The 20,411-nt window shown below is 57.2% G+C and carries 13 protein-coding genes; 9 read left to right on the top strand and 4 right to left on the bottom strand.

Annotated elements, in window-relative coordinates:
* A partial coding sequence (locus G9Q73_RS07050) for a YheT family hydrolase (protein ID WP_177419160.1) occupies window positions 1-756 on the bottom strand: 756 nt, incomplete at its 3' end.
* 116 nt (window positions 757-872) lie between these two features.
* On the opposite strand from G9Q73_RS07050, the gene G9Q73_RS07045 reads away from it, so the two are divergent.
* Complete coding sequence (locus tag G9Q73_RS07045; RefSeq protein ID WP_177419159.1) at window positions 873-2,600, top strand: radical SAM family protein; 1,728 nt, start codon at window positions 873-875, stop codon at window positions 2,598-2,600.
* 19 nt (window positions 2,601-2,619) lie between these two features.
* Here G9Q73_RS07045 and G9Q73_RS07040 read toward each other — a convergent pair whose 3' ends face one another.
* Window positions 2,620-2,892: a GlsB/YeaQ/YmgE family stress response membrane protein gene (locus tag G9Q73_RS07040; RefSeq protein WP_177419158.1), complete on the bottom strand. Its 273-nt coding sequence runs from the start codon at window positions 2,890-2,892 to the stop codon at window positions 2,620-2,622.
* Between the two features lie 365 nt (window positions 2,893-3,257).
* On the opposite strand from G9Q73_RS07040, the gene G9Q73_RS07035 reads away from it, so the two are divergent.
* Complete coding sequence (locus G9Q73_RS07035; RefSeq protein WP_177419157.1) at window positions 3,258-4,439, top strand: YncE family protein; 1,182 nt, start codon at window positions 3,258-3,260, stop codon at window positions 4,437-4,439.
* 266 nt (window positions 4,440-4,705) lie between these two features.
* On the opposite strand, the gene G9Q73_RS07030 is transcribed toward G9Q73_RS07035, so the two are convergent.
* The gene (locus tag G9Q73_RS07030) at window positions 4,706-4,945 is read right to left on the bottom strand and encodes a hypothetical protein (protein ID WP_246345093.1); all 240 of its coding nucleotides are present in this window, start codon (window positions 4,943-4,945) and stop codon (window positions 4,706-4,708) included.
* Between the two features lie 132 nt (window positions 4,946-5,077).
* On the opposite strand from G9Q73_RS07030, the gene G9Q73_RS07025 reads away from it, so the two are divergent.
* The 6 genes from G9Q73_RS07025 to G9Q73_RS07000 all read left to right on the top strand — a co-directional run bounded on the left by G9Q73_RS07025 (window position 5,078) and on the right by G9Q73_RS07000 (window position 17,498).
* The gene (locus G9Q73_RS07025; protein ID WP_177419156.1) at window positions 5,078-6,679 is read left to right on the top strand and encodes a baseplate J/gp47 family protein; all 1,602 of its coding nucleotides are present in this window, start codon (window positions 5,078-5,080) and stop codon (window positions 6,677-6,679) included.
* The gene (locus G9Q73_RS07020) at window positions 6,676-9,309 is read left to right on the top strand and encodes a baseplate wedge protein (protein WP_177419155.1); all 2,634 of its coding nucleotides are present in this window, start codon (window positions 6,676-6,678) and stop codon (window positions 9,307-9,309) included. The genes G9Q73_RS07025 and G9Q73_RS07020 overlap by 4 nt, the downstream gene beginning before the upstream one ends.
* Window positions 9,310-9,324: 15 nt before the next feature.
* Window positions 9,325-12,213 carry a hypothetical protein gene (locus G9Q73_RS07015; protein ID WP_177419154.1) on the top strand — a complete coding sequence of 963 codons (2,889 nt, stop codon included), beginning with the start codon at window positions 9,325-9,327 and terminating at the stop codon, window positions 12,211-12,213.
* 18 nt (window positions 12,214-12,231) lie between these two features.
* Window positions 12,232-13,785, top strand: a complete 1,554-nt coding sequence (locus tag G9Q73_RS07010) for a contractile injection system tape measure protein (RefSeq protein WP_177419153.1) — start codon at window positions 12,232-12,234, stop codon at window positions 13,783-13,785.
* A gap of 3 nt (window positions 13,786-13,788) precedes the next feature.
* Complete coding sequence (locus tag G9Q73_RS07005) at window positions 13,789-14,805, top strand: hypothetical protein (RefSeq protein ID WP_177419152.1); 1,017 nt, start codon at window positions 13,789-13,791, stop codon at window positions 14,803-14,805.
* Window positions 14,806-15,338: 533 nt separating this feature from the next.
* Window positions 15,339-17,498 carry an eCIS core domain-containing protein gene (locus tag G9Q73_RS07000; protein WP_177419151.1) on the top strand — a complete coding sequence of 720 codons (2,160 nt, stop codon included), beginning with the start codon at window positions 15,339-15,341 and terminating at the stop codon, window positions 17,496-17,498.
* 10 nt (window positions 17,499-17,508) lie between these two features.
* Here G9Q73_RS07000 and G9Q73_RS06995 read toward each other — a convergent pair whose 3' ends face one another.
* A complete protein-coding gene (locus G9Q73_RS06995) occupies window positions 17,509-17,721 on the bottom strand; it encodes a hypothetical protein (RefSeq protein ID WP_178941485.1) in 213 nt (70 codons plus the stop codon).
* A 2-nt stretch (window positions 17,722-17,723) separates the two neighbouring features.
* Here G9Q73_RS06995 and G9Q73_RS06990 point away from each other — a divergent pair, with 2 nt between their 5' ends.
* Window positions 17,724-20,324 (top strand): phage tail protein, encoded by a 2,601-nt coding sequence (locus G9Q73_RS06990; RefSeq protein ID WP_177419150.1) that lies wholly within the window; start codon window positions 17,724-17,726, stop codon window positions 20,322-20,324.
* Window positions 20,325-20,411: the final 87 nt, after the last annotated feature.

The following is a 20,411-nucleotide window of genomic DNA, read 5'->3' as shown; positions in this document are numbered from 1 at the left end:
GGGCCCCAATCTGTTGAGATATCGTCGTGAGCTTGACCGGCCGTTATAATCATCCACACCGGCAAAGCCATGCAGTGGGGCTGTAACTTTGTCATCAAACGTTCTGAAACTATCCAGCCGATCGACATCGACCGATAGCGGGGATGGAATGCGGCTGAAGCGTGCTTTGTAGGATTGTCTCATTCTTTTCAGCAGATGGTTCTGATAGTGCCTGCTGAGTCCCCGTTCAAGCCGTGCGGCACAGTCCTCCAAGCGAAAAGGCGCGGAGACGGCGATCGCTGTTTTCAGCATGCAATCCGAAGACTTTTCAGCCAGCCATTTGAGCAGGACGTTTCCCCCCAGAGAGAAACCAATGGCCGCACTTAATGGCTTGTTCGTTCGCTGCGCTATCAACCTGGCGATAGTGTCCAGATCCCCCGTCTCCCCAGAATGATAACCACGGGGCAACCGGTTGGGTTCTCCACTGCATCCCCTGAAGTGCATAAACACGGGATTGAAGCCCTGTCGTTCAAGCGCCTGCAGCAAGGTCCCTGCATAGTGGGAATCGATCGAGCCCTCCAGTCCGTGCAGCACCAGCACCGTCTCCCCTGGCTGTTTGTCGGGCCAAACAATATCCAGAAAATCACCGTCCGGCAGCTCGATTCTCTCATTCATCGATGAAAAAGCAGGACGGCGGCGTGCCAGCACCGGCCAGAGGGTCTGCATGTGAGGACCCGGCAGCCACCAGGCCGGTTTGAATGTGCTGCGTTTTATCATGCTGGCCATCATAGCAACTGAATATCACGGTGAGAGAAATAAGAGCGGTGAATCAGAGGTTTTACCCTGTCGCATCAAGGGTAGAATAGGCCTACGCCAGCCATCGGATCATGCACATGAGCCTGCAGACCGCCCAACCTGCTGTCGGCCAGAGTCAGGCCGAACTGAAACGCCACTATCTGCCCGCACTGCGATTACGCTTCAAATCCGAGGTCAATCGCTTGACCTCGGGTGGCATGCTCCGTCTGCTCGGTATCCGGCCCGATGCGGAAGACCTCGCCTTCCTCATGAGCTACCTCTACATCTATCACTGGCTGAGGCAACAGGTTGCCACCCCATTTCGTAGCGAAGTGCTGGCGAGTTTCAGCAAGGGTCCGCAGGGATTTCTCATCCGCCTGCTCGATGAGGCAAAGGATTCCGGTGGTTTCATCCAGGGTTACATTGCCCACTGGTTGAGCGCAGATGACGAGGGACCTGTACAGCGTCAGCAGTTGCAACGGCTGCTGACCGGGTGTCATAACGACCCGCAAGCGCTGGCCCGGCGGGCGCTCGCGATCTGGGATGAGTTGGGTCTGCTGCAGAAGACGCCGGCCAAGGCCTACAGCGAGCTGGGCCACCGGGAGCGGGATCGTTACCGGGAGATGTTGGGGGATACCGATCAGCAGCGACTGGCGCTGGTGGATGCGCTGCCGGATCAGCCGGTGAAGCCAGGTCGTTTTGCCAAGCTGGGACTGATCCCGGCAATGGGCTGTCCCCAGACCTGCCGCCACTGCATGTTTATCTGGCGTCCACCGAGCAAGGATCGGCCTGACGCCGGGCCGGTGATGGAGCTGGTGGACAGCCTGACCGACAGTGTGCTCTTCACCGGCGGCGACCTGACCCGCCATATGGATCACTTCTATCGGGCGATCCGCGAGATGTCTCACATCCGCACCTTCGCCATCCTGCTCAACGGCGACTTCGCGGTGGATAAAAAGACCACCAATGAAGTACTGCGTCGCATGACCGAGGCGCTTGAGAAGCGTCCAAAAAAGTGGACCAGGGCGTCGATCCTGTTACAGATCAGCTTCGATGAGTTCCATCAGGAGGTGGTGGTCAACAAGAACGGCCGCCTCAAGGAGCGTATCCCGGTCAGTCGCATCGCCAACATCGTCGAGGCGGCACCCCGCTACAGTCGCATACAACTCGGCCTGCTGCACAAACAGACCCACCTCAACTTCTCCATTGATCTCTTCAAACGAGGCGTCTTCAACCGGCTGGCCGAAGAGCTGGGACGGCGTAAACATCAGCTCCAGATCCTCTCGACCACTCCCGCCCCACGCCAGAAGATCAACCCGATGAGTCCGGGGCAGCGGGGGCAGTTGGTAAAAGATGCCAGCTTTGTGTTGAGCCGCTATCCGGACCGTCCGATCCTGCTCACCAGCTCCACCATCGACGCCTATGGCCGGGCGGAGACCCTCGAAGCCGGTGAGTTCGTCAAGGATCAGGGATTATTGCAGGAGGTATTGGCGGGCCGGGTTCCCGAAGGCGAGGTGTTCGATATCGACATGATGTTCTGGTTCAGCGGCTGGGTGACGCTCTTCTCGGCCGTGCATATCTGTCTTGGCAACCTACACCAGGATGGTGCTGAGACCATCCTCGCCCGCCAGCGCAAGGATCCATTGACCCAAGCTCTGCACCGCTTCGATCTGCGACTGCTGGAGATCTATCGAGAGGTGCGCGACGACCTTGACGCCATCATCGCCAACTCCACCGGTCCCCACCATCTGTTCCACGTCATCACGGAATCGGCCGATGTTCGGCTGCACATGACGCGCCGTCTCGTCGGCACGGCAGCCCATTAGAGGAATCCGACTGAGACAGTCAATCGCTGCCACCACCACTTTTTCCACCGCGCAGCAGACGGAAAACAAACAGCAGCAGGAAGGCGCCACCTGTTGCCATGGCGATACTGATCAGGTCGAGACCGCTGGGTGTACCAATACCGGCAAATTGACCAATCTTGCCGCCAATAAAGGCACCAGCTACACCAAGCAGGGTGGTGAGAATCATGCCCCCGCCATCGCGCCCAGGCATCAGCAACTTGGCAAGAATACCTGCGATCAAACCAAGAATAATCCAGGTGAACATCCCCATATTTCATACTCCGAATGATAGGAGCGGTAATTATAAGGGTTTGACCGGGAATTTCCTGACCGAACGTGCTGACCCACGACTGGCCTTCAGACAATAAACCATTCCGCAACACAAAATGAATCCATTCCGCGGTTCAGAAAAGTTATTGCGGCAGTTGACGCACAACTGCGTCATATGACACAACATACTGATTTGTATTGCTTTTTTTGTGACTCTCCACCGTGCGCATTTTGATTCCGGTCACAATACCTCGCCACATTCAGTGGCAAGCTTCCGCAGAACCAGATCAGACAAACCAATCTGTTCTGAAATCGAGTTAACAGCACTCTTGTTAACTATTGATATCACTCCACGGGAGCAAACCTATGCGGGACAAACAACATTTCAAATACACAGCATTACTGTTTTCAATGTTCTTTACGACCATAAACTTACATGCCGCACACGGCCCCCAACATGCAGGCTCAAATCACCAGAATCCTGGTTATGTCAATCAGGATGGATATGTGAGTGACAATATCTACGGCGTGAAAAATCTGGCCTATTATGGGGACTGGGATGCCAATCGGGTTTTTATTATCGACGTTGATAATATGGAGTTGCTAAAAACCGTTGAGGAGACAGGCGACGGACCGTATGGCATCGATCAACAGGGTATATCCAAAGCCTATGCTTTAACCCGTAAAACAGAGTCTGTGACAGTAGTAGACAATTATGCCATTGAAAATATTGGCCAGATTCAACTGGAGCATAAACCTCGTTCCACGAACTTTAATGCTGACACAGGGCTCTCTTTGATTTCCGGCGGTGACAAGGTAATGACCAGCATCATACGTGTTGATCATGGCGTGGTGACAAAAGTTGTGGGTTATAATGAACTCTCTGAACCACACGACTATGGTGGTTCACTGGCGACAGGTCATCCTCTCTGGGTAGATGATCAGCGTTTCTTTATGCTCGATCGGGCTGCACGTCAGATTCAGCTATGGAATCGTAACGGTGACCTGCTCTCAACCCTCGCCGCCCCGACTTCAGTACACCATATTTTCAAGTCACCTTTAGATGTGGAGAACGACACTTTTTTCGCAGTTGCGGAGGGGAATCAGGAAGCACAGATATCACCCTCAATTTTGCGTTTTAAAATCCAGAGAAAAAGGATGATAAAAACCGGTGAGGCTATCCTTAGCGATTACGATCCTGAAATGCTGGATCCAGCAGAAATGGGGGCCCATCATGCCGACTTCCATCCAAACGGCATCCATATTTATATTGGTTCCACTGAAGGCCACGTTTTTGTTGTCAATAAGGATTCAATGAGTGTTGAAACCATGATTGAAACGGGCGTTGGTTCCGGTCACACAACATTTGCACCGATGCGTGATCTCGCATTTGTCACCAATCACAACGACACATATATGACAGTGATCGATACTACCGATCACAGCTGGTTGAAGAACATTGAAGTCGCCAGTTCCGCCTCTCCGTCCGGATTACAAGTCACAAGCGCACACTTCAGCAGTCAGTCCGGACATGAAATATTTCTATAGCGCTGCAAGCCATGATGGTGTGTTTTTTGAAATCGACATGGAAACACTCGAAGTCACACGCACACTTCATCTCGATGGAAATGCCCTCATGGGTAGCTTCATATGGGATGGTGATGGTGTGAATATGTAAATAAACCATCCCGCTGCAAGCAGACAGAGTATTTAATTGTAGGAGCGGCGCCCCGCCGCGATGACTCCGTAGTTGGGTAAATCGCGGCGGGGCGCCGCTCCTACTATCGGTCGCTGGAAGCTGCGGAAAGTTAGATTCAAAGTGTCTGTCTGATACGCAGAAACGATGCAAACCGGGGAATCCCGTTGGCGGTATAGCCCTGGTGTTTGAATGTGATGATCGAACCTATCGATGGAGGATCCCCCCGTTCCCGATCACTCAAGCCGCTACCGATATAGAAACGCCTGCCATCCTCCAGTTCCACCCACAGTGCACCAACCTTTCCTGTATATTTGCCCTTTCCGGGCCGGTAGCCGACCACCCTGCCCCCGATCATCGAAGCGCTTTACCTTGAGTGCATTGGGGCTGCGACTGACTTCATAGAGTGTATCCGGATTCCTCAAGACCAGACCCTCACCACCTGCGGCTTCCACCTCACAACCGTGCCTGTGGGCTAAACTATTTCTACATGCCGCTTCAGACCCACAGCTCCTTCAGCGCGCTTCCGTGGGCCGGTTTCAACATGATCAGCAGCTTCTCGCTGCTACCACTGAACCTGATTGCCAGGAAAGCAGCAACCCCCTCAGTCAAAGAGTTGCAGGGCGTCAACCGTCCCGGTTATATCAAACTGCGCCTCGAGCGGGATTTTCTGCACCAGGACTACCCCATCGTACTGGCGAAAAGCATGGCGCAGGATTCCGGGATGGCCATCCCCAACCCGCCTTATACGCCGGAACTGGAATCGGTCCAACTCACCTACGAGGCACAAACCGGCTGGGTCGATCCCACTGACGGAAATGCTGCCGCCTATATCGGCGCCGAGATCCGGCTCTACCAGACCACCCCGTTCGGGCAGCGGGAGGTTCACGGTTTCCTGAAATCACAGCTCGATGCCTCCATAAACGACAAGATTCGCCTGTTGCCGGACTCAAGCCCGGAAGGGCAACTCTTCCTCGGCCTCAAGGAGCAGCCGGACACCGCCTTCCTGGATCTGCTGATTCAGGTGGACGAGGGCAGCGCAAACCCGGAAAAAAATATCGAAACTGTAATCTGGAGTCTGCTGGAGTCGGATCACTGGCGTGACCTGACAGAGGAGGAGATCCTCTTTGACGAAAGCAACGGCCTGCTCACCTCCGGCATTCTGCGGATCAACATTCCTGCCCGCCCCCCGCAGACAAACCACTGGATGCCGCAGGGCCTGATCTGGCTGCGAGCCAGGGTGGAAAACAACAGCGATGCGGTCTGCCACCTGATCGATCTGCACCCTCAGGCAGCCTCTGCACACCTGCTGGAGGCAGGGAAAAATCCTCCACATCTGTCTTCAGCGCTGCCACCGAAATCGATCGGCAAAGCCGTAAAATCTCTGGACGGCATCAAAGGGGCCAGCCAACCCTATGCTTCGATTTGCGGCCAGGCGAAGGAGAGCGACCAAACCTTCTATACCCGAGTCAGTGAACGCCTGCGCCACAAACAGCGGGCAGTCACACTCTGGGACTATGAGCGATTGGTACTGCAGGCATTCCCCGAACTCTATCGGGTAAAATGCCTGCCCCACCTGCCGGGCCCAGGGCATGTCTCTCTGGTGGTCATTCCCGACATCCGTCAGCGTAAGGCCTACGATCCCCTGCAGCCACGTATCGACAAGGATACTGAAAGCAGAATCGACAAACTGCTGGCAGCACTCAACAGCACATTTGCCAGCGCCAAGGTTTTTAATCCGGACTACGAAAAAATTCGTCTCGACATCGCGGTCGCTTTCAAACCGGAGTACCCGTTTGGCGCTGCCAGCCAGGCACTGCAGAAAGCGCTGCAACAGCACCTTGCCCCCTGGACCGGCGACGCAACGACGATGCCCGCATTTGGCGGACGCATCCACAAAAGCATGCTGCTCGCCTTCATCATGGACCAGCCCTCCGTCGACTATGTGCAGCAGCTGAAGCTCTACCATCTGCCCACCGAAGAGACTCCCGAGATCGACCGGGATGAAATGGTTTCACAGAATCCGAAGGCGATACTGACCAGCCATCACCAACACACCATCCGTGATGCGACCAGCGGGGGAAGCGCATGAAAGAGTCCCTCACCATTCGCCGCGATCCGAACAGGGCAGAAGCACTCGATTACGCCCAACTGCGCCAGTCAGGCCTGGAGCATATCGAGGCGCTGAGCCACGACTTGTGGACCGACTACAATGCCCACGATCCGGGCATCACCATCCTGGAACTGCTCTGCTACGCCATCACAGACCTGAGCTACCGCACCCGCCTGCCGATGGCCGATCTGCTGGCAGTCCCGGCTGATGCCGACGCCGAAACCTTGAAGAGGCATCAGGCCCTGCAGCAGCACAGCACCCTGCTCTCTGCATTGGAGATCCTGCCCACTGAACCGGTCACCGTCATCGATCTGCGCAAACTTATCATCGACCAGGTGCCGATGGTGCGCAATATCTGGATCGAGCAGGACAACAGCGTCAATTACTTCGTTGACTGCAGCAGAGGCACCCAGACGACAATTGCGCCACCGGAGGATCACAACCAGAGCGAGTACAGACTCAACGGCCTCTACCGACTGCGCGTGGAACCGCACGACCGTATCACCAAGAAGCTGACAAAACAGATCACCACCGACGTCGCAAAAGTCTTCCATCAACACCGCAACCTTTGCGAAGACCTGGCAGGGATCGATCTGATCCGCGAGCAGGCTATCCGGGTCTGCGCCGACATCGAACTCACCGAAGCGGCCGATATCGATCTGACCTGCGCCCGCATCATCCACGCCATGCAACAGCGCCTGTCACCACCGGTCCCCCGTTACACCCTGCAGCAGTTGCTGAAAAAGGGTTTGGCGCCGGATGAGATCTTCTCCGGCCCACAACTCGACCACGGTTTCCTGCTGGATGAGGATCTGCAACAGGCCGAGTTGCCGACTCAGGTCAATGCCGCCGACCTTATCGACGCAATAGTAAAAACAGAGGGCGTGACGGCGGTGCGTAAGCTGATCCTGCAATCGGGCGCAGCCGCCAAGACATCTGGCGACCCCTGGAACATCGAGTTGGAGAGTAACCGCAGACCGGTTTTCGACATCGAACAGAGCGCCCTGCACCTCTTCAAGGATCTGCTGCCCTACCGGGTGGATCCGGACGAAGTCGCAAAGGCACTGCAACAGCTACAGCAGGAGGCCCGGCAACATCAGGCCACAACCAGCGATCTGCCGACCCCGGCCAGCCGTTCCGTCGCGGTGGAGAGCTATCTCTCCATCCAACACGAACTGCCGCCGGCTTACGGCGTCGAGCCCACCGGACTGCCGAGTCACGCCACCAGGACCCGGCGCAGCCAGGCCCGGCAGCTACAGGGATTTCTCCTGCTCTTCGATCAGCTATTGGCCAACTATCTCACTCAGTTACGCCAGATCGGCAGCCTCTTCTCCGCCGATCCGGCACTGCGTCATACCTACTTTTCCCAGGTAGTCCCCGGCATCGGCGAGGTGAGTGAACTGGTCGATCCCAAGAGCCACGGCGACTATGCGACATTGCTGGATGCGCTGGACCGGCAGTCAGAGCCGGACAGCAGACGCCGCAACCAGTTCCTCGATCATCTGCTGGCCCGTTTTGGTGAACGATTTACTGAATACGCCCTGCAGATGCAGCGCCTGCGGTTGGAGAACAACGGCCTGCGGCTGATCCAGGAGAAGGCGCGTTTCCTGCAGGAGTATGCGCTGTTGAGCCGCCGGCGCGGCAGCGCTTTTGACATCACCGAGCGGGATCAGATCTGGGACAGCTGCACGAATATTCCCGGGATACAGCATCGTGTGGGACGCCTGCTCGGCTTCCGCAGCATCCGCCGCCGCAATTTGGCCCTGCTCGACACCGACCTCTACGAACAGATCGATCAGGATACCGACAACGACTTCCGCTTCCGCATAAAGGACAACCTGAGCAACAAGATCCTGCTCAGCAGCAGCACCAAATACAAGACGCTGGAAGATGCCGTCAGAGAGCTTCGCATCGCCCTGGACTTCGGCAGATTCGAAGAGTCTTACCAGCCAGAGACCGCAAAAAACGGTCGCCACTATTTCAATCTGGTGGATGATAAACAGGAGATCATCGCCCGGCGTATCGAGTATTTCGACACAACAGATTCACGGGATGCCGCCCTTGCCGGAACAAGGGAGGCGATCAACCGGGTCTACGACGCCGAAGGAATGCACATCATCGAAAACCTGCTGTTGCGCCCACGAAAATTCAGAACAGCGGCTGATTCGGCCTTGGTCGGGGACAACTTCCTCTCCGTCTGCCCCGACAGCGATTGCGGGACAGCGGGAGAGCCGATCGACCCCTACTCCTGCCAGGTTCATGTTTTAGTCCCGGCCTATGCGCCGCGCATGCACGATATCGACTTCCGCCATTTCGTCGAACGCACCATTCGCATGGAGATGCCTGCCCACATCCTGCCGCGCATCTGTTTCGTGGACGCCGAACAGATGGCCAATTTCGAAGAGCATTACCACGCCTGGCTCGACTATCGGGCACGCCACCCCGCCGGAGAGGTGAAAAGCAGCCGGCATCTGAACAGATTAATCGCAGTCCTGCAGCAGATACACAGCGTCTACCCGACCGGTGAACTGCACGACTGCCAGGAGGATGAGGGTGAACGGCCGATCCTCCTGAACCGGACCCATCTGGGCAATGAACCAGGGAACTAGCTACAGGTAGCTGCCATGAACGACAAAATCGAACTCACCTCACTGAATGAACCTGTGCCGGACTTCGACTACTTTGCCGATAACCAGGTACTCACCGCCGGCCAACTCAATCGGGCAGTCAATTTTCTCGATGGCCAGCATCGACTCACCCGCGCCCGTTTGCTGGGCCAGGGTATTGTCTGTGGACTGACATTCCAGGCCACGGCAAACCGGGTGGCGCTTGAAGCAGGAGTCGGCGTTACCAGCGAGGGGGATCTGCTGCAGATAACCGAGGCACTAGGCTTTACCCACTATCGGATTTTTACAGACGATGCCGCAAAGTACCCGCCCTTCCACGCCAGGAAGATTGTCAGGAAGAAAACCGTGATAAGCGGCAATCGACTGCTGCTACAACCGCGTCTGGAAATTCAGCCAGTCAGACCCGGTATCCAGCCGATCGAACCGATTCTGGATATTCAACCGCTCAGGCCCGGCAGCCAACTGATCGAACTGTTGCAGGATGGCAGTGAGGTGGATGCACAGCCACTGAGCCTGACAAAGGCTCAGCTCGCGCAACTGGTATTGGTGCTCTATCAGGAGACCTATATCAAGGAGAACGATCTCTGCAACGCCAGCGACTGCGACAACCGTGGTCCGACCCGCACCGCCAACCTTAAACTTCTGCTGGCGCCTAAAGAGCTGCTGCCGAAACTCCCGCTGACACCGAAGGATGAGTATCTGGCAATGAATGAGGTGGACGCCCCCCGCCTGGATCTCGACGTCGGCACGATCAATCAATACGACGGCAACAACGGTCTGGCCAAGCGTTACATCACCGCCATCGACAAGATGAAGCTCGATCTGGGCAAGGCGTTTGACGACGCACCCACCAATGGCCTGTTCACCTCGAACATGCAGCAACTCTACAGCAGCGGCAAGTGGAGTCTGCGCCTGAGCCAGGCACGTTTCCAGGTCACCAACAACAGCCAGGGCATCCAGTACGTCTACAGCTTCTTCAAGGATCTGATCGAAGCCTATCACGAGTGCAGAGAGGCGCTGTTCGAACTGGACGACAACTGCATGGGTAACCCCGCCAGCTTTTCCAAACACCTGGTACTTGGCCTGGCCCACAAAGAGGGGATTGTGGATGATGCCTATCGCTACCGTTTCCAGGCAACCCCGATACTGCGTGCCGAAGATGAAAAAAAGAGACGGTTTATGTTTCTGCTGCGGCGCATGGACGCCATGCTGCGCCACTTCAAAAAACCGGCTGGCGAGATCCGTCTCTCCCCCTCCCGCAAAGCCATTGCCCCGCTGGGAGAGCGTGCCATCCCCGCCTATTTCGACACCAACAGCCAACCCCGCATCAACGAGCTATGGAACTTCGATCTGAGCCGCAAACAACGCAGCGACCGGATCCCCGGTTATGGCATGAGCGACTACAGCAACCACACCCACAACTCGATCTACCGCCAATCCATCGATGATTACGACTTTATCCGCATCGAAGGCCATCAGGGCAGGAAGGTCAAGGATGTGCAGACTGAGTTGGAAACCATGGCCCGCAGACACAATCTGGCCTTCAAGGTGGAGGCGATCCAACTGGAAGATGCCGACCCGATATTCTTCCGTCCGTTTCACTTTCCCGACATCGATATCCTGTTCAATCTGCAGAAGGCGGATATCCGCCACACCCTTAAACGGGCGGGGCAGTTCGGTACCGATCTGCAACAGACTGTTTTGCAGGACAGCCGCGTCGATGAACTGGAGCCAACCACTCCCAAAGCACTTTTCTCTGCGCCACGGCAGAGGGCCGGCCAGTTGCAGCTAAAGGTCACCGAAGCCATCCCCTTCATGCCGAAAAAACTGGTGGCTGCAGAGTTCAACAAAGCAAAGGTCACGGCGTTTCACGAAAAAGTGAACATCTGCGCTGTTCAGGCCAAAGCGGTGAGTACCGACATCAAAAAGGTCGCCCGGCCGATCCTGCCCACACCGGCAGGATCACTGCTGGATGGAAGCAAGTTTCTCAACTTCGAAAAGCTTCTGGATCTCTGGGAGAGACGCAAAAAGAAGGTAAGAAAGGAGTCGATCTTCGATCGTTTCCTGAAACACCATCCGGGGCTGGAACATCAGGGCGGCGTACCCAGAGGCGGAACATTCGTGCTGGTCTACGATGCATCCGGCAGTCGAGTGCTGGCGGATTTCTGTCTCCCCTATTACAGCTACTTCGACCCATCGATCCTGGAACCCGAGGAGGAGACGGCGCCAGAATTAGACCTCCCGGTCTTCAAACCACCGGTCTGGTGGATAGACAAGATAGACATGCCCATCTTCACCATCCAGGGCCTACAGCTCAAAGATAGACTGAACCTGGTGGATACGCGGATAACCACCACGATGGAAGATCTTCAAATGGAGATCACCTACCAGGCCCAGGCCATCGAGTATCAGTTCAACGGCTTCAATGTCGGCAGTGGTTTCTACGCCGCCGCGCAAAACCCTGATTTCGGTTCGTGGGGGCAGACGCCCGGAATTGCAGGACAATATGGTTTCGACCGTGAACAGACGCTGGTGATAGCAGAGATACTCAGGGCGCAAAGAGAGAAAGATGCCATCAAAGAGCGCATGGACAAGGGTCTCGCAGTCAGCGGTGACGAAGACAAATTCATGGAAACGGAACAGCGTATCGCAGAACTGATCGTAAAGGCTTCACAAACTTCCCGGGTCAATGATGCAAACGCCACGCCCACCGCTGCCGACAAGCAGTTCATGAGTAGTGTGCGTGATGCCGCCCTCGATCTGTCGGGTTCTGAAGCACGCCAGATGGTCGGCGAGGAATTTGCGACCATTCAAGAGGGTACAGGTACCAGTGAGATGAATGCTATGGTGAAAGGAAAACTGGGCCAGATATCCGGTGCTTTCTAGCCGGATTGAAGAGAGGCCATGTCCAGACATCAGGTGCAGAAACAGACCTTCGAAATCCGGGTTCCCCGCCAGGAGGATGCCCGGAGCCTGCAGGACCGCCTCTCCACCTTTGGCAATCACGAGCTGCCGCTCATCCTCGATGAGGTTTTTGAGGAACAGACAGCGGGTACAGAGAGTGTCTGGCGCATCGACCGTCTGGAGATCGATCTCGGCCATCTCTCGGAAAAGGCGCTGGAGTCCCAACTCACAGCGGGCATACGTCTCAAACTGGCAAAGGCGCTTGAAAAATATCGACTGTCGCATGAGAAATCCGACCAGGAGAGCCGCCAGTCAGCAGACAGACTCTCTCTCCAGCAGCGTACCCTCGAAAGTCTGCAATACTATCTGCAACAGGGCGTCCTGCCTTGGTGGTCTGAAAAACCGCCGCCCTGGATGGAGTCTCAACATCTGACACAACTGCTGCAGAGACCGGAAATTTTGATCAAGACGCTCTCAGTCGTGATCAATGGAAACCCACCCGCACTCGAACGGCTGATGCAGCACATCCCGCCTGCACTGACCAGCGGGGTCATCGAACATGAGATTCCCGCAGGAGAGACTCAATCCATCCGAAAACTGGCAGCAAAGGCGGCCTGGGAGAGCGGTGAGACTGAGAAGTTGCTTTTTCTCATTGCAACGAGCCGTTCCCGTGCAGAAAACAGGGAGACAGCAGCGGCTATTATCGTCCGGCACTTTTCCCGCCAGGCTCTGCTTATTCTGTATGAAACGCTCAGCAGACGAATCGGTAGACCAACGACAGAAACAACACCTCGCTGGCAGCGGTCACTGGCCACACTTCTGCAACGGGCAATCGGTAGCCAGAGTGATACCGGCAGACCCAAACCGCCAGCACCTGAAGCAAACGCCAAAAAGCGCAGTAAAGCAGGACACATGCGGACTGAAACCCATGCTGATCTCAAACTGCGGAGGCAGCCACAAACCTCAGCCGAGTCTGAAGCAGCCGAGTTAATCCAACTGACAGACCGCATCGAAAAGACCATTCAGGAGAGTGGTGACAGAGAAAAGGCCAGCGATACCCAAGTCTATGTCGAGAGCGCAGGAATCATCCTGCTGTCGCCTTTCCTGCTGCCACTGTTCGAGGGCACAGGACTGGTCGTCGATAAATCATTTGTTGACGCTCAAGCCCGGCATCGGGCGGTCTATCTGCTGGAGTATCTTGTCTGGGAAGAGAACCAACACGTCGAGTACGATCTGGCGCTGGAAAAGTGCCTTTGCGGTTTCCCCACCGAAGAACCACTGATTTCATATTCACCCACCGATGAACAAAAAAGTGAGTGCGACATACTGCTTAAGGCGACCATCAATCACTGGAAGGCCTTGAAATCCACTAGTCCGGACGGCTTGCGGGAGGCCTTTCTGCAGCGTGAAGGCCGTCTGGAACCCAACCGGAGCCCCCCCAGACTCAGGGTCAACCCGTTGCCCCAGGATATGCTGCTGCAACGTCTGCCATGGAGTTACAGCATCATCAAGCTGCCCTGGATGGATCAACGTCTGCACGTGGAGTGGGGCTGAGTCATGTCGACCCACGCCGACAAACAGCAGCGGTCAAACCGAATCAGTCGGCAGCCCTTCTTTAACCATCAGGGTGCAAAACCGGAAAAAAGCTTTATCTCCGCCAATCCGGTGCAGGCAAAACTCAAGGTCAGCAAACCCAACGATCCCCACGAAGTTGAGGCTGAGGCAATGGCGGATCATGTCGTTGCCCGGTTGGCCACTCCCGCCTTCTTTCATAGCGATCAGACACCAGACAGCCAACTTCACCGCCAACCCGAGGCGGAAGAGGAGGAGTTACAGACGCTCCGGCGGCAGCCCGAAGAGGAAGAGGAGGAGCTGCAGACACTCCGGCGACAGCCCGAAGAGGAAGAGGAGGAGCTGCAGACACTCCGACGGCAGCCCGAAGAGGAAGAGGAGGAGTTGCAGACACTCCGACGGCAACCCGAAGAGGAAGAGGAGGAGTTGCAGACTCTCCGGCGGCAACCCGAAGAGGAGGAGCTGCAGACACTCCGGCGGCAACCCGAAGAGGAAGAGGAGGAGTTGCAGACGCTCCGACGGCAACCTGAAGAGGAAGAGGAGGAGTTGCAGACACTCCGACGGCAGCCCGAAGAGGAAGAGGAGGAGTTGCAGACACTCCGGCGGCAGCCCGAAGAGGAAGAGGAGGAGTTGCAGACACTCCGGCGGCAACCTGAAGAGGAAGAGGAGGAGTTGCAGACACAGCCGGAAGAGGATGAAGCGGCCGTGGATCGCACTCCCAAACACTATCGCTACCGATCCGGCGTACCGCCACCCTTCCCACGGGCATCCCACAGATTCGGCAGCAGCCCAATCCACAGATTACGTCAGGCACCTGCAACGATTCACCGATCCGCTGGTTTGGCAATTAACCGCCAGCGACGTAGCCGGTCGCCCAGACGTACCCTGCATCGATCAGCAACGGCACGTGGCCCACCGGAGCCTGGCCCGGGTTTTCGCTCGCATCTGAAGCTTTATCTCCGCCAATCCGGTGCAGGCAAAACTCAAGGTCAACCAAGCTAGCAGTCCCCACGAAGTTGAGGAAGCTGAAGACAATGGCGAGATCATGTCGTTTGCCCGGTTGGCCACTCCGCCTTCTTTCATAGCGATCAGACACCAGACAGCCAACTACCGCCAACTTGAGGCGGAAGGAGGAAGTTACAGGCGCTCCGGCGGCAGCCCAGAAGAAGAGGAGGAGCTGCAGACACTCAGCGACAGCGAAGAGGAAGAGAAGGAGAGCTGCGAACACTCCGACGGCAGCCCAGAAGAGAAAGAAAGGAGTTGCAGACACTCGACAGCAACCCGAAGAGGAAGAGGAGGAGTGCAGACTCTCCGGCAACAGCGAAGGCTGCAGACACTCCGGCGGCGCCCGAAGGAAGAGGAGGAGTTGCAGACGCTCCGGCGGCAACTGAAGAGGAAGAGGAGAAGGTTACCGAACACTCCGGCGGCAGCCCGAAGAAGAAGAGGAGGAGCTGCAGACACTCCGACGGCAGCCCGAAGAGGAAGAGGAGGAGCTGCAGACACTCCGGCGGCAGCCCGAAGAGGAAGAGGAGGAGTTGCAGACACAGCCTGAAGAGGATGAAGCGGCCGTGGACCGCACTCCCAAACACTATCGCTACCGATCCGGCGTACCGCCACCCTTCCCACGGGCATCCCACAGATTCGGCAGCAGCCCAATCCACAGATTACGTCAGGCACCTGCAACGATTCACCGATCCGCTGGTTTGGCAGTTAACCGCCAGCGACGTAACCGGTCGCCCAGACGTACCCTGCATCGATCAGCAACGGCACGTGGCCCACCGGAGCCTGGCCCGGGTTTTCGCTCGCATCTGCAAAACTCAAAGGGTGCCGGACGCCCGATGCCATCGACCCTGCGCCAGCCGATGGAGTCAGCCTTCCAGGCAGACTTCAGCCGTGTGCGTCTGCATACCGGCCAGCGCGCCGCATCGATGAGCGGACAAATCAATGCCCAGGCATTCACCCACGGCAGTCACATCTACTTTGGGCAGGGTCGTTATGCGCCGGAGTCGAGCGCGGGCAAACACCTGCTCGCCCACGAGTTGACCCACGTCGTGCAGCAGGGCGGTGCGGTGCAACGTCGTCCGGCCACACCGGGAATCCAGAGAAAGGCCACACGCTCCGGCGACAGAATCACCCGCGCACCACCTTCCATCCAGCGTCTGCCCGGCTTCATCGGCAGACGCCTCAACAGCTACGCCCGCTACATCCCCGGTTATACCCTGCTTACCGTCATCATCGGCTATAACCCACTGCTTGGCCAAACGGTTGCCCGCACGCCACGAAACCTGCTGCAAGGTTTCATGGGACTGGCCTCCGTACTCGGCATCCGGCTCTTCGACAAACTGACTGAACTGGGCATCGTCGATGCCGCATTCAACTGGGTCAATGCACGTTTGCGGGCACTCAGGCTCAATGTGGACCGGGTGGAACGCCTGATTCAGCAAGCCTACGACCGGATGGAATTTTTCCGGCTCGACCCCGTTGCCTATAACCGGCGCGTTCTGATCAACACCTTCGCCCCCCTGGTCAGGGACGTCCGCCGTTTCGCCGGGCAGTTGGTCGACAAGGTGGTTGAACTGATCAAGAACGCCCTGCTCAGCACCCTGCGCGGTCTTGCGCTGGGGCTGCCCGGCTACCGGCTGATAACCATGATCATCAGCAGCGACCCGTTAACCGACGCACCCGTGATCGCCACCACGGCGCAGATCATCGCCGAGTTCCTGACGCTGATCGGCGCCACCCAGGAGTTGGCGAAGATGCGGGAACATGGGGCGCTGGAGCGCACCGCAGCCTGGATCGACCTGCAGTTGGCCCTGCTCAATTTCACCATTGCCGAGATCTCCGCACTCTTTATCACTGCCTGGAACAGCTTTTCGATCCAGGATGTATTCAATCCGGTTGCCGCCTTCAATCGCGTGCTCAATATCTTCGGACCCTTCATCAGCCGTGCATTCCGCTTTGCCCGCAATGTTGCCACGACAGTTCTGAGCTTCATCAAGGATGCCCTGCTCGACTGGCTTTCACGTCATGCCGGCAGTGTGCCCGGATTCCACCTGTTTACGGTAATCATCGGCCGTAATCCATTCACACAGCAGCCGGTACCGCGTACTGCCAGCAACTTCATCCGCGGGTTCCTCGGTTTCGTGCCCGGCGGTGAGGAGAAGTTCCAGAATCTGCAACAGTCCGGCGCCATCGAACGGGCCATGACCTGGCTCAACGCACAGATCGCCCGGCTTAATCTAACCTGGGACATGATCCGCGCGCTCTTCACCCAGGCCTGGAACAGATTTTCGATTACCGACCTGCTCAGCCCGGTGGCGGCATTCCAGCGCATCGTGGCGCTGTTCCGGGCACCGGTGCGACGCATCATCCGCTTTGCCGCCGCAGTGGCGGAGAAGATTCTGGAATTTATCTTCGAAGGGGTGATGGGGGCCGGTGGTGCGCGAGTGCTGGCGATCCTCAAGCGCGGCCGTGACACCTTCATGACCATCATCAACGATCCGGTGGCCTTTATCCGCAACCTGATCCAGGCGATGGCACGGGGCTTCCGTCAGTTTGCGGGCAACATCCTGACCCGGACTGGCCTCCGTACTGGCATCCGGCTCTTCGACAACCGACTGAACTGGGCATCGTCGATGCCGCATTCAATGGGTCAATGCACGTTTGCGGCACTCAGGCTCAATGTGGACCGGTGAAACGCCCGATTCAGCGTTCACGACCGATGGAATTTTTCCTGGCTCGACCCTCGTTGCCTATAACCGGCGCGTTCTGATCAACACCTTCGCCCCCGTCAGGACGTCCGCCGCTCGCCGGGCAGCTGGTCGACAAGGTGGTTGAACTGATCAACGCTCCTGTCAGCAATCTCTGCGCGGTCTTGCGCCGGGGCTGCCCGGCTACCGGCTGATAATCCATGATCATCGTTGAGCGACCCGTTAACCGATCGCACCCGTGATTGCCACCACGGCGCAGATCATCGCCGAGTTCCTCGACGCTGGATCGGCGCCACCCGTGAGTTGGCGGAAGATGCGGGAACATGGGGCGCGCTGGAGCGCACCGCGCCTGGATCGACTCCGCAGTTGGCCCTGCTCAATTTCACCATTGTCGAGATCTCCGCACTCTTTATCACTGCCTGGAACAGCTTTTCGATCCAGGATGTATTCAATCCGGTTGCCGCCTTCAACCGCGTACTCAATATCTTCGGACCCTTCATCAGCCGTGCTTTCCGCTTTGCCCGCAATGTTGCCACGACGGTCCTGAGCTTCATCAAGGATGCCCTGCTCGACTGGCTTTCACGTCATGCCGACAGTGTGCCCGGATTCCACCTGTTTACGGTAATCATCGGCCGTAATCCATTCACACAACAGCCGGTACCGCGTACTGCCAGCAACTTCATCCGCGGGTTCCTCAGCTTCGTGCCCGGCGGTGAGGAGAAGTTCCAGAATCTGCAACAGTCCGGCGCCATCGAACGGGCCATGGCCTGGCTCAACGCGCAGATCACCCGGCTAAATCTAACCTGGGACATGATCCGCGCGCTCTTCACCCAGGCCTGGAACAGCTTTTCCATTACCGACCTGCTCAACCCGGTGGCGGCATTTCAGCGTGTCGTAGCACTGTTCCGGGCACCGGTGCGACGCATCATCCGTTTTGCCACAGCCGTGGCGGAGAAGATTCTGGAATTCATCTTTGAAGGGGTGATGGGGGCCGGTGGGGCACGAGTGCTGGCGATCCTCAAGCGCGGTCGTGACACCTTCATGACCATCATCAACGATCCGGTGGCCTTTATCCGCAACCTGATCCAGGCGATGGCACGGGGCTTCCGTCAGTTTGCGGGCAACATCCTGACCCACCTGCGTAACGGACTGGTGGGCTGGCTGCTGGGGGCACTGGAGGGCGCCGGTCTGCAACTGCCCCAAACCTTCAACCTGCAGGGCATCATCTCTCTGGTATTGCAGGTTCTCGGCATCACCTATGCCCGCATTCGTCCACGACTGGTGCGGTTGCTGGGTGAGGCCAACGTCTCACGGCTGGAGACCCTCTTTGGATTCCTGCGTACCCTGGTCACTGAAGGTCCTGGTGCCGCCTGGCAGCAGATCGTGGAGTTCATCCAGGGCAATCTGCGTGAGATCGTGATGGGGGCCATCCGCAACTGGGTGATCACCCGGGTGGTCACCGCTGCGATCACCCGTCTGGCCACCATGTTCAATCCGGCCGGAGCGGTAATCCAGGCGATCCTGGCTATCTACAACACCATCATGTTCCTGATCGAGAGAATCAACCAGATCATGGCGGTGGTGAACTCCGTGCTCGAATCGGTCAGCAACATCGCAGCCGGACGCCTGGAGCAGGCCGCCAACTACGTCGAACAGACCATGGCCCGGACCATCCCTGTGGTGATCAGTTTCCTCGCCCGCCTGATGGGACTCGGCGGCATCGCCGGACGCATCCGCTCGATTATCCAACGCATCCAGGCCAGAGTGGACCGCGCCATCGACCGGATGGTGGATTGGATCGCCCGGCAGGGACGGCGATTGTTGGCGGGGGGCCAGGCAGTGGCTGGACGTGCACGGGCGGCGGTCGCAGGGGTAATCAACTGGCTCGGATTCCGCCGACGATTCAGTGCGGACGGGGCAAGTCACTCGATCTACTTCCAGCGCCAGGGCAATCAGCAACGACTGATGATCGCCAGCGTTCCAAGACCCGCCATGCAGTTTCTGAACGAATACAAGGCAGCACGGAACAATCTTTCAGGAACCGGGCAGCAGACCAAACTGCAGAAGTGGAACCAGGCACGCGATCATGTGCAAAACAATATCGCGCCACTGGCAAGAGAGATACAGCAGGCGCAACGGAACAACGCCACCGCCGCACAAAAGGAGCAGCTCAGACAGCGGATGATGCAGCAGGAGGTCCAGTTGACCAACCTGCTGCGGCAACTGCTCTCCGGTGAGAGAAACTGGGGCAGGGTGAGGGAAAAATATCGTCTCGAAGGCATGGTCGGCACCTACGCCTCCATGCCCAGGGCCGTGAGCGACAGGATCACCCCCGATCATCAACCGCAGAACACCGTATTTACCCACGCGGCCTCGTTACCCTGTTTCAGGACGAACCTGAATCCGAACTCCTCCGGTGCCCAAAATATGCAGCGCCACGCCGCCAGCAGGACCGCCCAAGGCCATGCGATCAACCTGCACCACTATCGGCATGTGCGCGGTCGAACCTATGGCCGCTCCCCGACAGGTTTTATCAACAATGTCAGATCCCAGCTGAACAATACCCAGCCCGCCGACCTGCAACGCAGAATCGTCGTCAATCTGATTCGGGGGGAACTCAATGCCGATGTGCAGCAGATCAGGCGTGAGGTGGGTTCGCCCAGCAACGATTCGATCTGGCGGGATATCTACCAGGAACCCCAATACGGCACCCAGCAGGAGCGTGATCAACTGATTCAGCAGACACGAGGCCAGATCCGCTCAGGCCAGGGCCGCATCGCCAACCAGGATCTGGAAAGATTCAAACCCTGATAAACAGCGTAACCTGACACCGAAGTATCGGGTTACGTCGCGCTAGCCCGACCTACGGCTGGATCAAGTGCGGCGGGTAATGTGTAG

This window comes from endosymbiont of Lamellibrachia barhami (assembly GCF_011947365.2).
Classification (GTDB): Bacteria; Pseudomonadota; Gammaproteobacteria; order Chromatiales; family Chromatiaceae; genus QGON01.
This window is presented reverse-complemented; position numbering and strand designations above follow the sequence as displayed.